General features: G+C 68.0%; 18 protein-coding genes. 10 read left to right on the top strand and 8 right to left on the bottom strand.

Annotated elements, in window-relative coordinates; genetic code table 11:
* The first annotated feature begins 10 nt into the window (after positions 1 to 10).
* Both BJ980_RS02735 and BJ980_RS02730 read left to right on the top strand, forming a co-directional pair.
* Positions 11 to 1,228, top strand: coding sequence for a fatty acid desaturase family protein (locus BJ980_RS02735; protein WP_179500871.1), 1,218 nt, complete (start codon positions 11 to 13; stop codon positions 1,226 to 1,228).
* Positions 1,228 to 1,692, top strand: coding sequence for a hypothetical protein (locus BJ980_RS02730; protein ID WP_179500870.1), 465 nt, complete (start codon positions 1,228 to 1,230; stop codon positions 1,690 to 1,692). Before BJ980_RS02735 ends, BJ980_RS02730 begins: the two co-directional genes overlap by 1 nt.
* 38 nt (positions 1,693 to 1,730) lie before the next feature.
* On the opposite strand, the gene BJ980_RS02725 is transcribed toward BJ980_RS02730, so the two are convergent.
* Positions 1,731 to 1,976 (bottom strand): hypothetical protein, encoded by a 246-nt coding sequence (locus BJ980_RS02725; RefSeq protein WP_179500869.1) that lies wholly within the window; start codon positions 1,974 to 1,976, stop codon positions 1,731 to 1,733.
* A gap of 469 nt (positions 1,977 to 2,445) precedes the next feature.
* On the opposite strand from BJ980_RS02725, the gene BJ980_RS02720 reads away from it, so the two are divergent.
* Complete coding sequence (locus BJ980_RS02720) at positions 2,446 to 2,940, top strand: GNAT family N-acetyltransferase (protein WP_179500868.1); 495 nt, start codon at positions 2,446 to 2,448, stop codon at positions 2,938 to 2,940.
* Here BJ980_RS02720 and BJ980_RS02715 read toward each other — a convergent pair.
* The 4 genes from BJ980_RS02715 to BJ980_RS02700 all read right to left on the bottom strand — a co-directional run bounded on the left by BJ980_RS02715 (position 2,934) and on the right by BJ980_RS02700 (position 6,268).
* Complete coding sequence (locus tag BJ980_RS02715) at positions 2,934 to 3,629, bottom strand: sulfotransferase family protein (RefSeq protein WP_179500867.1); 696 nt, start codon at positions 3,627 to 3,629, stop codon at positions 2,934 to 2,936. The genes BJ980_RS02720 and BJ980_RS02715 overlap by 7 nt on opposite strands.
* Before the next feature lie 9 nt (positions 3,630 to 3,638).
* On the bottom strand, positions 3,639 to 4,406 hold the full coding sequence (locus BJ980_RS02710; protein WP_179500866.1) for a class I SAM-dependent methyltransferase: 768 nt from the start codon (positions 4,404 to 4,406) through the stop codon (positions 3,639 to 3,641).
* A gap of 6 nt (positions 4,407 to 4,412) precedes the next feature.
* Positions 4,413 to 5,087 carry a 1-acyl-sn-glycerol-3-phosphate acyltransferase gene (locus BJ980_RS02705; protein ID WP_179500865.1) on the bottom strand — a complete coding sequence of 225 codons (675 nt, stop codon included), beginning with the start codon at positions 5,085 to 5,087 and terminating at the stop codon, positions 4,413 to 4,415.
* Positions 5,088 to 5,164: 77 nt separating this feature from the next.
* Positions 5,165 to 6,268 carry an FUSC family protein gene (locus BJ980_RS02700; RefSeq protein WP_218855391.1) on the bottom strand — a complete coding sequence of 368 codons (1,104 nt, stop codon included), beginning with the start codon at positions 6,266 to 6,268 and terminating at the stop codon, positions 5,165 to 5,167.
* Between BJ980_RS02700 and BJ980_RS02695 the strand changes: the two genes are divergently transcribed.
* From BJ980_RS02695 to BJ980_RS02670, 6 genes are all read left to right on the top strand, one after another.
* Entirely contained in the window at positions 6,267 to 7,085 is an 819-nt protein-coding gene (locus BJ980_RS02695) for a DUF1206 domain-containing protein (RefSeq protein WP_179500864.1), read from the top strand. The two genes, BJ980_RS02700 and BJ980_RS02695, sit on opposite strands and share 2 nt — an antisense overlap.
* Position 7,086: 1 nt before the next feature.
* Complete coding sequence (locus BJ980_RS02690) at positions 7,087 to 7,572, top strand: CinA family protein (protein ID WP_179500863.1); 486 nt, start codon at positions 7,087 to 7,089, stop codon at positions 7,570 to 7,572.
* A gap of 105 nt (positions 7,573 to 7,677) precedes the next feature.
* Positions 7,678 to 8,757 carry a methyltransferase domain-containing protein gene (locus tag BJ980_RS02685; protein WP_218855390.1) on the top strand — a complete coding sequence of 360 codons (1,080 nt, stop codon included), beginning with the start codon at positions 7,678 to 7,680 and terminating at the stop codon, positions 8,755 to 8,757.
* A gap of 55 nt (positions 8,758 to 8,812) precedes the next feature.
* The gene (locus tag BJ980_RS02680) at positions 8,813 to 9,286 is read left to right on the top strand and encodes a hypothetical protein (protein ID WP_179500861.1); all 474 of its coding nucleotides are present in this window, start codon (positions 8,813 to 8,815) and stop codon (positions 9,284 to 9,286) included.
* Positions 9,287 to 9,373: 87 nt separating this feature from the next.
* Positions 9,374 to 10,120, top strand: a complete 747-nt coding sequence (locus tag BJ980_RS02675; protein ID WP_179500860.1) for a D-Ala-D-Ala carboxypeptidase family metallohydrolase — start codon at positions 9,374 to 9,376, stop codon at positions 10,118 to 10,120.
* A gap of 95 nt (positions 10,121 to 10,215) precedes the next feature.
* Complete coding sequence (locus tag BJ980_RS02670) at positions 10,216 to 10,887, top strand: peptidylprolyl isomerase (protein ID WP_179500859.1); 672 nt, start codon at positions 10,216 to 10,218, stop codon at positions 10,885 to 10,887.
* Positions 10,888 to 10,938: 51 nt separating this feature from the next.
* Here the strand turns inward: BJ980_RS02670 and BJ980_RS02665 are convergent, their stop codons facing one another.
* Both BJ980_RS02665 and BJ980_RS02660 read right to left on the bottom strand, forming a co-directional pair.
* Positions 10,939 to 11,844 (bottom strand): oxidoreductase, encoded by a 906-nt coding sequence (locus tag BJ980_RS02665; RefSeq protein ID WP_179500858.1) that lies wholly within the window; start codon positions 11,842 to 11,844, stop codon positions 10,939 to 10,941.
* A gap of 25 nt (positions 11,845 to 11,869) precedes the next feature.
* Positions 11,870 to 12,295, bottom strand: coding sequence for an OsmC family protein (locus tag BJ980_RS02660; protein ID WP_179500857.1), 426 nt, complete (start codon positions 12,293 to 12,295; stop codon positions 11,870 to 11,872).
* Positions 12,296 to 12,411: 116 nt separating this feature from the next.
* On the opposite strand from BJ980_RS02660, the gene BJ980_RS02655 reads away from it, so the two are divergent.
* Positions 12,412 to 12,684: a Fe-S cluster assembly protein HesB gene (locus BJ980_RS02655; RefSeq protein WP_179500856.1), complete on the top strand. Its 273-nt coding sequence runs from the start codon at positions 12,412 to 12,414 to the stop codon at positions 12,682 to 12,684.
* A 66-nt stretch (positions 12,685 to 12,750) separates the two neighbouring features.
* On the opposite strand, the gene BJ980_RS02650 is transcribed toward BJ980_RS02655, so the two are convergent.
* Positions 12,751 to 12,891 carry a hypothetical protein gene (locus BJ980_RS02650; RefSeq protein ID WP_179500855.1) on the bottom strand — a complete coding sequence of 47 codons (141 nt, stop codon included), beginning with the start codon at positions 12,889 to 12,891 and terminating at the stop codon, positions 12,751 to 12,753.
* Positions 12,892 to 12,951: the final 60 nt, after the last annotated feature.

The following is a 12,951-nucleotide window of genomic DNA, read 5'->3' as shown; positions in this document are numbered from 1 at the left end:
GCAGGCAGAAATGGCCATCTCTGACGTCAAGGAATACACCCACCTCACCGCCGAGGACGTGGAGCAGCTCGGGCGCGAGCTCGACGCGATCCGTGCCGAGGTCGAGGAATCACGCAGCGCCGCGGATGCGGCGTACATCAACCGTCTGATCCGGATCCAGCGTGGGCTGGCCGCCGCTGGGCGCGGGGCGATGCTCGCCAGCGCACATGCGAAGGGTGGCAGGCCCGCCCTGGTCGCCGGTACGGCGATGCTCGGCCTGGCCAAGATCCTCGAGAACATGGAGATCGGCCACAACGTCATGCACGGGCAGTGGGACTGGATGAACGATCCGGAGATCCACTCCAGCAACTGGGAGTGGGACACCGCCCAGCCCGCCGAGCAGTGGAAGCACTCGCACAACTACATCCACCACCAGTTCACCAATGTGCTGGGCCACGACAACGACATCGGCTACGGCGTGCTGCGGATGGCGCGCGAGCAGAAGTGGCACCCGGTCCACCTCGGGCAGCCGGTCTACAACGCGTTGCTGGCCGGGCTCTTCCAGTGGGGTGTCGCGCTGCACGACCTCGACATCGAGCGGATCCGCAAGCTCGAGAAGGACCCGAAGGAGATGAAGCGACAGCTTCGTCAGATCCTGCGGAAGGGTCGCAACCAGATCCTCAAGGACTACGTCGTCTATCCGGCGCTCTCCGGGAAGCAGTGGAAGTCGACGCTGAAGGCCAACGCGACCGCCAACCTGACCCGCAACCTGTGGTCGTACATGATCATCTTCTGCGGTCACTTCCCGGACGGTGCGTTGCACTTCACCGAGGAGGAGCTCGAGGACGAGACCAGGGCGGAGTGGTACCTGCGCCAGATGCTGGGTTCGGCCAACTTCGAGGGTGGCCGGACGCTGCACATCCTCAGCGGCAGCCTCGGCTTCCAGATCGAGCACCACCTGTTCCCGGATCTCCCCAGCAATCGCTATCCCGAGATCGCAGTCAAGGTGCGGGCACTGTGCGACAAGTACGACCTTCCCTACACGACGGGTCCGCTCTATCGGCAGTATGGCCAGACGCTGCGCACGATCATGAAGCTGTCGCTGCCGAACAAGATGTCGAGCAGCGATCAACCCGAGCCGCCCACCCAGCCGGCCGACCGCAAGCGGAGGTCCGACGACGAGCGGCAGTCGCGCCGTGCCGAGCTCGGGGGATGGTCCCGCAGTCCTCGTGAGCGGAGCCACGACTGATGGACGCCGCCCCACGAGCGTTTGCCGATCTCCCGGAAGACCCCGAGCTCTTCGTGCCGGTTCCGTTCGCCGCGGGCACCGACGTGGGCTATGGCGACCGGCCGGAGGGGGCCGCGCCGTCGGCCCAGCACCTCGACAAGCGTCGGGTCACCCAGTGCGCGCTGAGCCGAGTGTGCGGGGTGTGCGGGGCTGCCCTGGGCCGTCCGCTCGCCTTCCTGGGTGCGCCCCAGGAGCTGGACCGGATGGCCTTTCACTTCCCGGCCTCCCACGTCGAGTGCGCCGAGTCCTTGCTGGCCGCCTATGCCGAGCTCGATGAGCCGTTGCTGGGACAGCAGACAGGCCCGGGCGACTGGGTGCTGGTGACTGCGTCGAGCTTCGAGTTCATCCGCGCGAACAAGGAAGACGAGGATCGCAGGCCGCACTTCCGACCCACCGCACTGCTGACGTCACCGGCGCGAGGCTGATTCCGGATCAGCGCTGACCCAAGCAGACGCGGGCTTGCTCAGCGGTCCTCGGGGTGGTCCGCGTCGGCCATGGACGTCGCCTCGTCCGGGTTCTCGAACTGCCGTCGCTCAGCAGGGTCGGCGTCCGGTTGGTCCGAACGATTGACCTGCTCCTCCGGGTCCAGGTCGAGACGTGCTGCTGCGTCGGCGGGGGAGACACCCTCTTCCGACGGTGCGCCCTCGATGTCGATGGGAGCGCGCTTGTCGCCCGTTGCTGGTCGCTTGTCGTCCTCGTGTCCGTCCATGTCGCGCGGTACCCACCGCCACGACCGTCAAGCCGGACGACTCAGACGGACCGCCAGCGGCGGGAAGATCATGCGACTGAAGGCCGACGGCGTTCTTTTCATGTGCCCGTAGGTCTGCGTCGTGCCGCGAACTGACCGTAGATCGCGAGCGCTTCTGGCGTCTGAACGCCACGTGAGGAATCGCCGATAAGCGACATTATGTCATTCTGCACGGAGATGGACTCCCCTCGACAAGGCCGTGAGCCTGTTGTTCGTGCGTTGTCCCGAGGCCCTCGCTCGACGCTGACGGCACCGGTGAAGTGATCAACGCCCGCGTCGCCGAGCCCAGCAGCGAGAGACGTCAAGCCTGTCCGCGCGACCTCCAACGCTCGTGCCCACGCGACCGAGACATCCCAGCGCCTGGCTGACATAACTCATTGGGACCTCCTCCCTGTACATCCCGGATCGTCACTCCTGGCTCCCCTATGGTGTGGACGTGCTTCCAGCCCCCACCGAAAGACTCCGGTTTCGCCAGATGACGGAGGCAGACCTGCGCGACGTCGCCACGTTGAAGCTAGGTGGCTCGCGGAGCCCGGCGTCGTGGATCGAATGGACACAACGCAACTACGAGAAGCATGGATTCGGGCTCTGGGTGATCGAGACCCACGCCGGGGAGTTCGTGGGCGACTGCGGCCTGACGATGCAGGAGGTCGAGGACGAGTGGTTCGTCGAGGCCGGTTGGCACGTGCGATCCCCGCTTCAGCGTCAGGGATACGCCACCGAGGCGGCCGCAGCGGTTCGGACCGCGGCAACCGCTGCTGGGATCGAGCATCTGGTCGCGATCATCCGGCCGACCAACGTCGCCTCACAACGCGTTGCCTCCAAGATTGGGCTCACGCTCCAGCGTGAAGTCCACAAGAACGGTGGGCCCGCCCTGGTCTTCGGTGCCGGCCTGCGAACTGACGAGTCGCGACAGGTTCAGTGAGAAGCCTCCGGCCGTCCGGGTGCGTCCGAGGTCGATGAACCCGCTGAAGCAACCCGTTGCTCGTCCTTGCGGGCACGGGTCTCATGACGGGCCCGGTAGTCCGCAGTGCTGTTCTCGTGAGGAAAGGGCCGGTCCGGCACAGGCAATCGGAGCGCACGACAGATCGGCTCCCAGCCATCACCCGGCTGCCACTCGACGAGCCGCCCCGGAGCGACCTCGGCGCGGACGTCGTCCAGCCAACGCTGATAGCCGGCCATCGCCTGCTCCCCGTCGTCGATGTCGGTGAAGAGGTCGCGGAAGACGACCCTGAACAGCGGAACCATGGGATCGTCATCGCCCTTGCTGAGCATCTCGCGAGTGCGCGGAAGCACGGTTGCTTCCATGCTGCGGAGCCACACTTCGGGATCGCCACGGTGCGACAGCAACACCGGGGCGTCCGGATATGCCCTGGACAGTTCGCGCCAGCAGTTGGAGAAAGGTGCGTCGACCCCGGCGGCGTACCCAGCCAGGAAGTCCTCCCAATCAGGCGTGTCACCGTCGATCGCGCCCACCCAGGTCTGCGCGTGTTCGGGGTGCGCGAAGGCCTCGCTCATGTGATAGACCGGCGCGCCCAGGAGGTGTCGCAGAGCCTCACGGAGCGAGGACGTGCCGGTGCGGGGCAAGCCGGCACCGATCAGTTGGAGCACCATCACCGCAGTCTATGAACCAACGGTGGATTCCGCCGTCCCACCACTGGTCTGGGACACGGCCTCGAGGGTGAAGAAGAGGAACCCGATGAAGCGCCTGGGGTCTGCTTCGCTCTGCGGCAGCAGCTCGGGTGGCGTGTCAGGTGACACCGGCGGCTCGCTGATCGACACGATCCTCAGGCCCGCGGCGGTGAACGAATCCGACATCGCGCTCAGCGACCGATACCAGATCGTGAGGGTCGCGGAGACGCCGTCGAAGTCGTACTCCTCCTCGTTCGGCACGGTCGAGAAGTAGTCGATCTCGGGGTACATCACCGGCGGGATGACCGGATGGTTGACCACCACGATCAGCCGACCGCCGGGCTTCAGCACTCGGCGCAACTCCCCCAACGGCTGCGACCAGTCCTCGAGGTAGTGCAGCACCAGCACGGCCAACGCGTCATCGAACGCATCGTCGCCATACGGAAGCGGTTGGGTCAGGTCGGCCACCTGCAGGTCCGCCTCGTCTCCGAGCCGCTCCCGGGCCAGCCGGATCATCGCGGAGCTCCCATCGAACCCGGCCACGCTGGCGTCCCGCTCCCCCAGGTCCGCGAGCAGGGGTCCCGAACCACAGCCAGCATCCAGGATCCGACGCCCTGCGACATCACCGAGCAGGTCCAGCACCGCCGGGCGGGCGTACCACCGGTTGAAGAGCCCGTCCTCGTTCGCCCTCGCGTAGGCGTCAGCGAAGGCGTCGTAGTGGTCGGGTGGCTGCTGTGAGGTCCGTGTCTCGGAGGTCATGCCACCTCAGTCTGCCGGTTCGGAGGGCCGTTCGTTGTATGACGCGGCGCGCTCCTGGCCGGTGAGCGCGTGGATGGCATCCATGATCTCGTCGGTGGCCTCACGGCGGGCGCGTCCGGGAGCGACTCCCTCGAAGCGGCCGGAGAAGTCCAACGGGGTGCCGAACCGCACCGTCACCTTCGCCCGCCGTGGGAGCACCGAGTCGATGGGCTGCAGGTCAGCGGTGCCCTCCAGCCCCACGGGGACCACCGGGACCCCGCCTGACAGGGCGAGCTGAGCGACGCCCGTCCGACCGCGATAGAGCCGCCCGTCGCGTGATCGGGTCCCCTCGGGATATATGCCGAACGCTCCCCCGCGACCCAGGATGTCCAGGGCGATGTCCAGTGAGTTCAGTGCGGCACGGGTGTCGGTCCGGTCCACGGGCACCATGCCGAGACCCTCGAACCAGGCCTTGCTCAGCTTGCCCTTGAGGCCGGGCCCGGTGAAATATTCGGCCTTCGCGAGGAAGGCCACCTTCCGCGGCGCGATGATCGGGATCACCACGCTGTCGACGAAGCTGAGGTGGTTGCTGGCGAGCAGCACGGGCCCGGTCATCGGGACGTTCTCCACGCCCTCGACCGTGGGGCGCCACACGGCGCGGGCCACTGGCGGAACGGCGGCATGAAGAACCTCGTAGAGCACCCAGCCAGCCTATGTGCACCTCTCCCCCGCCTCGTACCTGTCTCGTGTGAGGCAGCCGCGCGGCCCCAGCGGCGAGCTCAGGTGCGGGCCCCGAGCTCCTCGCGGATCCGGCGCAGGTCCTCCATCAACGAACCGATCAGGATCCACCGCATCCCCGACGGAGCACCCAGGGTGAGCGGCGCGGTGAGCGCGGGCGCCTCCTCGACGTATGGCGAGGACGGCTCGGCCAAGGTGAGGCGCACCTGTCGCCTGGTGTCATGGGCGGCGCGTCGCAGCTCCTCGGCGATCCCGCGGACGGCGAGCTCGGAGTGCACCCCCTCGTCGTACTGATCGACATAGGCGCGGGCCATCCCCAACACCTGGGTGGCGATCAACGCGAAAATGTCGACCGTCTGCCTCAGGCCGGCAACCTCGTCGCGGTGCCGTCTGCCGCGGGGATTGAGGGCGAGCGAGTCATCCGCCTCGGAAAGCGCCTCATAGGTCTCCTCGCGCACACCATGGAGCCGGCGAGCGTCGATCATCAGGGCTTCGAGCTGCTTGGGTGAGCGTGGATGGGAGAGATCCGCCGAGAGCCGTTCGAGTGACCTGGCGATCTCCTCACCGAAGTTGTCCAGGGCGCGACGCGCGGGCACCATCGCAACCGGGGGCACAAGTGCCAGGTGTACGACGATGCCGATGATCGCGCCGATGAAGGTCTCCAGGATCCGGGCCAGCGCATAGTCGACGGTCCCGGAGCCGATGGCCAGGACCAGCAGGGCGCTGATCGCGACCTGGTTGGCCGAGCCCATGGTCATCCGCAGTCCCCAGGCGAGGGCGAGGGCCGCGGCGGTGGCGATCAGGACCACCCACGTCGCGCTGCCGAACGCCAGGGCCAGTGCCGAGGCGAGCACGACGCCCGCGATCACCCCCACACTTCGCTCGACCCCCTTGGTCAGGGACTGGTTGAGGCTCGGCTGCACGACCAACATCGCCGCTATGGCGGCGAACACCGGCGCGGGTCCGTCCGGGATCAGCAGACCGGCCACGATCCAGGCAAGGATCGTGGCGAGGGCGGTCTTCACCATCTGCAGCAGGGGCGCTCTCTTAGCCGTGCGGACGGCACCGGTCAGTGGCATGGCACCACCGTATTCCCACTCGTCGTGCGATCCGCTCCACCGCTCACCGCTATAGGCTTCGGCCATGACAGCCCCCGGAACCCAGACTGCGCGCAAGGTCGACAACAGCGAAGCCATCGACCACCTGGCGCGGGTCGGCCTCCTGGCGTTCGGTGTGGTCCATCTCGTCATGGGCTGGCTGTCGATTCAGCTCGCCCTCGGAGATCGCGAGGGCAAGGCAGACAGCAACGGCGCCATCCAGCAACTGGCCGAGCAGCCGTTCGGCAAGGCGCTGGTCTGGGCGATCGGGATCGGGATGGTCCTCCTTGCCCTGTGGCAGCTCGTGGACGCCGTGGTTGGGCACCGCGACCTCAACGGGGGCAAGCGGTTGCGCAAGCGGCTGATCAGCCTCGGCAAGGCAGTCGTCTATGCCGCGATCGCCCAGAGCGCGCTGCGCGTGGCCGTCGGCTCACGGTCCTCCTCCCAAGGTGACTCCACCGACTCCACGAGCGCCAAGCTGATGGATCTCCCCCTCGGCCAGTTCATCGTCGGTGCCGTGGCCCTGGGCATTGCGATCGTGGCGGGATACCTGATCCGACGCGGGGTGCTGAAGACGTTCCTGAAGGACATCGACTCGGACGGCACCGACGGCAAGGTCGGAACGGCATACGTCTGGCTCGGCCGGATCGGCTATGTCGCCAAGGGTGCCGGGGTGCTCTCCGTCGCCGCGTTGTTCGGCTATGCCGCAGCAACCCACGAGGCCAAGAAGTCCGGTGGGCTCGACGAGGCGCTGCTGACGGTCCTGGAGCAGCCCTTCGGCCCGATAATGATCGGACTGGTGGGCGCAGGCTTCATCGCGTTCGGTCTCTTCTGCTTCGCATGGGCCCGTCACATTGACCGCTGACATGGCGCCCGATCGTCTCGACGAGGACCTGGCCAACGAGCTCCTGGCCAAGGGACTCACCGTCGCCACCGCCGAGTCCTGCACCGCAGGGCTGGTCGCGGCCCGCCTCGCGGATCGGCCCGGCTCGTCGGCCTATCTCGTCGGAGGCTTCGTCACCTACTCCAACGCCGCCAAGATCTCCCAGCTCGGCGTCGACGCCGACGTGCTCGCAGAACACGGCGCAGTGAGCGAGCCGGTCGCCCTCGCGATGGCGCGAGGTGCACGCCACCGGCTCGAGACCAGCTTTGGGATCTCGACCACCGGTGTCGCGGGACCGGGTGGCGGCACACCCGAGAAACCCGTGGGCCTCGTCCATGTCGCAGTGAGTGGACCCGGTGGTGATGCCCACCTGCGGCTGATGCTGCCCGGCGATCGCCGCCGGGTCCGATCCGACACGGTCACCGAGCTGCTCCGGCTCCTGCTCGACCAGGCACGCGCACTCCCCTGATCCTCCCCACGCAATGGCAACGGCGAGACCAGCGGCGACCAGCCGTATCGTTGCCGCGTGCAGTGTGGCTACTTCGATGCGGGCGTGTGCCGTTCGTGCGCCCACATGGGAGAGCCGTATGCCGATCAGGTGCGGCGCAAGCATGCCGTGGTCGCCGGAATCCTCGGCGCCGAACTGCCCTGGTCCGAGCCGACGACCGGCCCCGAGTCGGGCTTCCGGAACAAGGCGAAGCTCGTCGTGGGCGGCCGCAGGGGCGCCCCCACACTGGGGATCCTCGACGGTCAGCAACGCGGAGTGGACCTGACCCGGTGCGGTCTCTATGAGCCCGGCCTCGCCGACATCGTGCAGCGTCTGCCGCAACTCGTCACCGACCTGGAGCTCACGCCGTACGACGTGCCCGCCCGCACCGGTGAGCTCAAGCACCTGCTGATCACGCACTCCCCCGACGGCGAGGCGATGATCCGGTTCGTGCTCCGCTCGCGCGGCCAGGCGACGAAGATCGCCGAGAAGCTCGACATCATCCGGGCCGCCCTCCCCGAAGCGCGAGTGGTGTCGATCAACCTGCAACCCGAGCACAAGGCGATCCTCGAGGGCCCCGAGGAGATCGTGCTGACCGAGCACGACGCCCTCCCGATGCGGGTCAACGACGTGGTCCTCCAGCTGCGGACGCAGAGCTTCTTCCAGACCAACACCCACATCGCTGCCGCGCTCTATGCCCAGGCTCGCGAGTGGACCTCACGCATCCGTCCCGAAACCGTCCTGGACCTCTATTGCGGAGTGGGTGGATTCGCGCTGCACGCTCTCGGACACGGCGCCCGTCGGGTGATCGGCGTGGAGGTCTCCGGCGAGGCGATCAGGAGCGCTCGACAAAGCGCTTCCCAGCTGGCCGCCGGGACGACGTACGCCCATGACTGGCATGTCGGGGACGCCACCGAATTCCTCACCGAGACGGTGCCGGACCTGGTCGTGGTGAATCCGCCCCGCCGTGGCATCGGCGCCGACCTGGCCCGCAGGCTCGATGATCACGGCCCCACGCACGTCCTCTACTCGAGCTGCAACGTGACCACGTTGGCCCGCGACATGACGGCGATGGGGAACTACCGGATCGTCAGCGCGGGGCTCTTCGACATGTTCCCGCAGACCGACCACCACGAGGTGATGGTCCTGCTTGCCCGCACGTCCTAGTTTGGTCGCACGGCCCCACCGATAGTTCACGCCGGTCCCCCACCAAGGAGCCCCCATGCGCCGCACCACCCTGGCTCGTCTCGCAATCCTGCTCGCGGTCGGGCCTCTCGCAGCCTGCGGGACGGATGACGGTGACCGGGGCGGCCGCGGTGCGTCGAGCACCACCGGTGCCTCGTCCGGCTCCTCCCCCAGCGGCTCGGCCACCTCGCCGACTGCTGCGCCCAGCGACCCGACGACCGCCACGGCGAGCCCGAGCGTGCCCGCGGGCAAGTACGCCGCCTACTGCACCGCGGCCGAGGCCGCCAACGACGCCGAGACCATCGACGACCTGCAGACCGCCGTCGCCGACCTGGTCCGGCTCCTGCCCACCGACGCGAGCGACGAAGCCCGCGCCGGGCTGGTCTGGCTCAACGACTTCGTGCAGAAGGCCACCTCGCTCGATCAGATGGGCAGTGTCCTCAAAGGGGCCACCGCCCAGGAGCGCAAGCAGGTGGCGGCCTACGGCGAGTTCGAGGAGAAGGCCTGCTGAGCTGCAGCGCCTTCCCAAACCGAGCGGGACGCGACAGATTGTTCCCACGGGCCCTTGGGGGCCGTCTCAGGAACAAGGAGCTCAACCATGCGCCGTCGTCTCTCCACCCTCCTGGCTGCCATCGCACTCGCGATGACCGGCCTCGTCGTGCTCAGCAGCACGACTCCGGCCAATGCCGATGCCTGCTACACGTGGAGCAGGACCCTGAAGGCCGGTGCCACCGGCGCCGACGTGTCCCAGCTGCAGATCCGGGTCGCCGGATGGGCCGGATATCGCACGAACATGGCCGTCGACGGGAGCTATGGTCCGCAGACCACCACGGCCGTGAAGAACTTCCAGGCTGCCTACGGCCTGTCCGCCGACGGGGTCGCCGGGCCGGACACCTTCACCAAGCTCTACGGGTTGCAGAAGGACGACTGTTCGCCCGCCCACTTCTCCTGGACCGAGGTGGACGGCGGGTGTGGAGTCGGCGGCTACAGCGGCGGCTCGGTGAGCTCTTCGACGGTCAAGGCGAACCTGCTCCGAGCCATGTGGCGCGCAGAGGCGTTGCGCCACCGGATGGGTGACATCCCGCTGCGCGTCACGTCCGGTTTCCGCTCGCAGTCGTGCGACCGCTCGGTCGGCGGTTCCGGCACGGGGCAGCACACCTATGGCAGGGCGATCGACGTGGTGCCGGTCAACGGCAACACCACCCTGTGCCGGATCGCGCAAGCGGCTCGCTACGTCAGCTTCGGAACCCTGCTCGGCCCGGGCTATCCCGATCACAACGACCATGTCCACGTGGACATCCGCCCCGACCGGATCTTCTGGTCGGCACCCAGCTGCGGCATCTGAGGCAACCGGTCGTCGCCACGCCTCGGCGTCGAGCACGATCCGTGGGTACGACGTACCCGCACGGCCGGCGCCGGGGCCTCGGTAGGCTGCCGCGCATGCTGAAGCGAACCCTGGCCGTGCTGGCCACCGTCACCCTGCTCTCCCTCACTGCGTGCAGTGGTGATGACACCGACGACTCCAAGAAGAGCGGCAAGGAGACGAAGGCCGCCTGCACCTACACCCCGGAGGGCCAGTCGGCCAAGGACGGGATCAAGGCACCGCCGAGCGAGCCCAGCCGGACCGGCAAGGTGTCGGTGACCATCAAGTCCACGGTCGGCGACATCCCGCTCACCCTCGACGCCGACAAGGCTCCGTGCACGGTGAACTCGTTCGTCTCCTTGGCGGAGCAGGACTTCTATGACGACACCGCGTGCCCGCGACTGGGCTATGCCCCCGGGTTCGCGATCCTCCAATGCGGCGACCCCACGGGCACCACGGCAGGCGGGCCGGGCTACCGCTTCGACGACGAGCTGAGCGGTGACGAGACCTATCCCAAGGGCACGATCGCGATGGCCAACTCGGGCGAGGACACCAACGGTTCGCAGTTCTTCCTGGTCTTCGACGACTCGGGCTTCCAGCCCGACTACACCGTGTTCGGGACCATCGACGAGGCCGGAGTCGCGCGACTCCTCGAGGTCGGCAAGGCCGGCGACGACGGCTCCAACCCGGCAGGCGGCGGCGCACCCAATACACCGGTCACGCTGACCGACGTGGTGGTCAGCGACTGAGCTGACCTACAGCAGGTCCGCCCGAAACAAGTACGCCCAGAGCCGGACGGCTCAGAGCGGGAAGTCCACGCCGGTGAGCGAGGCGGACCTCTGCCACAGGTCGGCAGCCAGGCCCGTGTCGCTCGCTGCGCGTGAGCGCCGCGCCGGTGCCGGCGACCCGAGGAACCCACCCGCGGCACGCGGTCCGAGGTAGGTGTCCCCGGGGATGTCGAGCGTGGCAGCGGCGAGGACCGGCAATGCCCCGCGCCAGGGCTTCATCCCGGCCACGAGGTTGCCCAACCGGCTGATTGAGGTGAAGAGACCGTTGCCGGTGTGCATCGTGATCCCAGTGGCGGTGTAGCCGGGGTGAGCGCCCACGGCACGCACCGAGGAGCCGGCAGCGGTCAGTCGCCGCTGGAGCTCGCCCATGAAGAGCAGGGTGGCCAGCTTCGACTGGGCGTAGGCCGGATAGCCGCCGTAGCGGCGGGTGGCGTGATCGAGGTCGTCGACGTCGAGGCGACCGGACCAGTGGGCGTGTGAGCCCAGCAGCACGACCCGGTCGGTCAGCTTGGGCAGCACCAGGTTGGTCAGGGCGAAGTGTCCGAGGTGGTTGGTGCCGATCTGCATCTCGAAGCCGTCGACCGTCTGCCCCTGAGGCACACCCATGATCCCGGCATTGTTGATCAGCACGTCGACCTGCTCGAGGTCGCCGGCGAAGGCGTGGATGGACGCGAGGTCGGCGACGTCGAGCTGCCTCACCTCGACCCTCCCGGGCGCGCCGGTACGACGTACCCGCTCGGCGGCCTGCTCGCCTGCCGTGGTGTTCCGCACGGCCATGACCACGTCGGCACCCGCTGTGGCCAGGGCACGGGTCAGCTCGATGCCGAGTCCGCCGGTGGCACCGGTGACCACGAACCGGCGTCCGGTCTGGGACGGGATCTGCCCGGGGTGGTCGATCAGGCTGGAAGGAATCGGCATGGCGGCAGTGTAGGGCCGCCGGAGGTCAGTCCTGACCGAATTCCACGGGCGACCCGAGGGCGACGGTGCGACTCACCGTGCACAGCCGATCACGGCTCTGCTCGATCGCGCGCGGCAGGAACTCCCGCGCCCGGTCGCCGTCCTCACCGTCGGGGAAAGCGATGTCGAAGGTGACCCGCAGATTGGTCAGGTGGTTGCCGTTCTCGTCGCGCACCTTGTCGCCGCTCGCGTGGACCGAGAAGGCCTCGGGCTGCGCGCGCTTGCCGGTGATCAGGTCCACGTCGATGGCGCTGCAACCGGCGATCGCAGCCAGCAGCAGCTCGACGGGCGTGAAGTCCGGGTCCTCGCCGCTGCCGATCGGGAGCACTCCCCCACGGCTGTTCACGGCCTTGTAGCGGGCGATGCCGATCCGTTCCAGATCGACGCTGCGCAGTGTCTCGTTCTCGCTCATGGGTCGAGCCTGCCAGATGGTAATGCAGGGCGCACCGGCCGTACGTCGCCTTGCATACGCCCGGTGGCCGCGCAATGGTGTAGTCGTCATGCACGCAATCTGCGTAAGGAGAGCACATGCTCACCCTCACCGAGAACGCCAGCACGATCGTCAAGGAAATCGCCAACCAGGCCGAGGAGACTGCCGGACTCCGGATCTCCAGTGATGCCGAACAGGCCTTCGCCGTCAACGCCGTGGGCGCTGCCGAGCCCGGCGACGAAGTCGTCGAGCAGGACGGGGCCACGATCTTCCTCGACGCGCCCGCCGCCGAACAGCTCGGCGACAAGGTCCTCGACGCCGCGGTCGACCAGCAGGGCGGGGTGCAGTTCGCCCTCGCGCCACAGGCCTGACCGTTTTTTGACTCAGCACTGGCCCCGGACATCGTCCGGGGCCAGTGCTGTTGTGCGGAGAAGGGATCAGAGGCGGGCGCGGCGCGCGCGTCGCTCGGCCCGGGCCTCGGCCCGAGCCAGCTGGACCTGACGGAGCCAGGTGGGATCCTGCTCGTGGTGGACCCGTCCTGCGACGATTCCTTGTGCCACGTACAGCTGCGCCTTCATGATTTCCTTCGTCTCCCTGCGCGCCGTTGCGCAGTGTAGATGTAATTGTGTGCCGCGTCT

The sequence above is a fragment of the Nocardioides daedukensis genome (assembly GCF_013408415.1).
Classification (GTDB): Bacteria; Actinomycetota; Actinomycetes; order Propionibacteriales; family Nocardioidaceae; genus Nocardioides; species Nocardioides daedukensis.
This window is presented reverse-complemented; position numbering and strand designations above follow the sequence as displayed.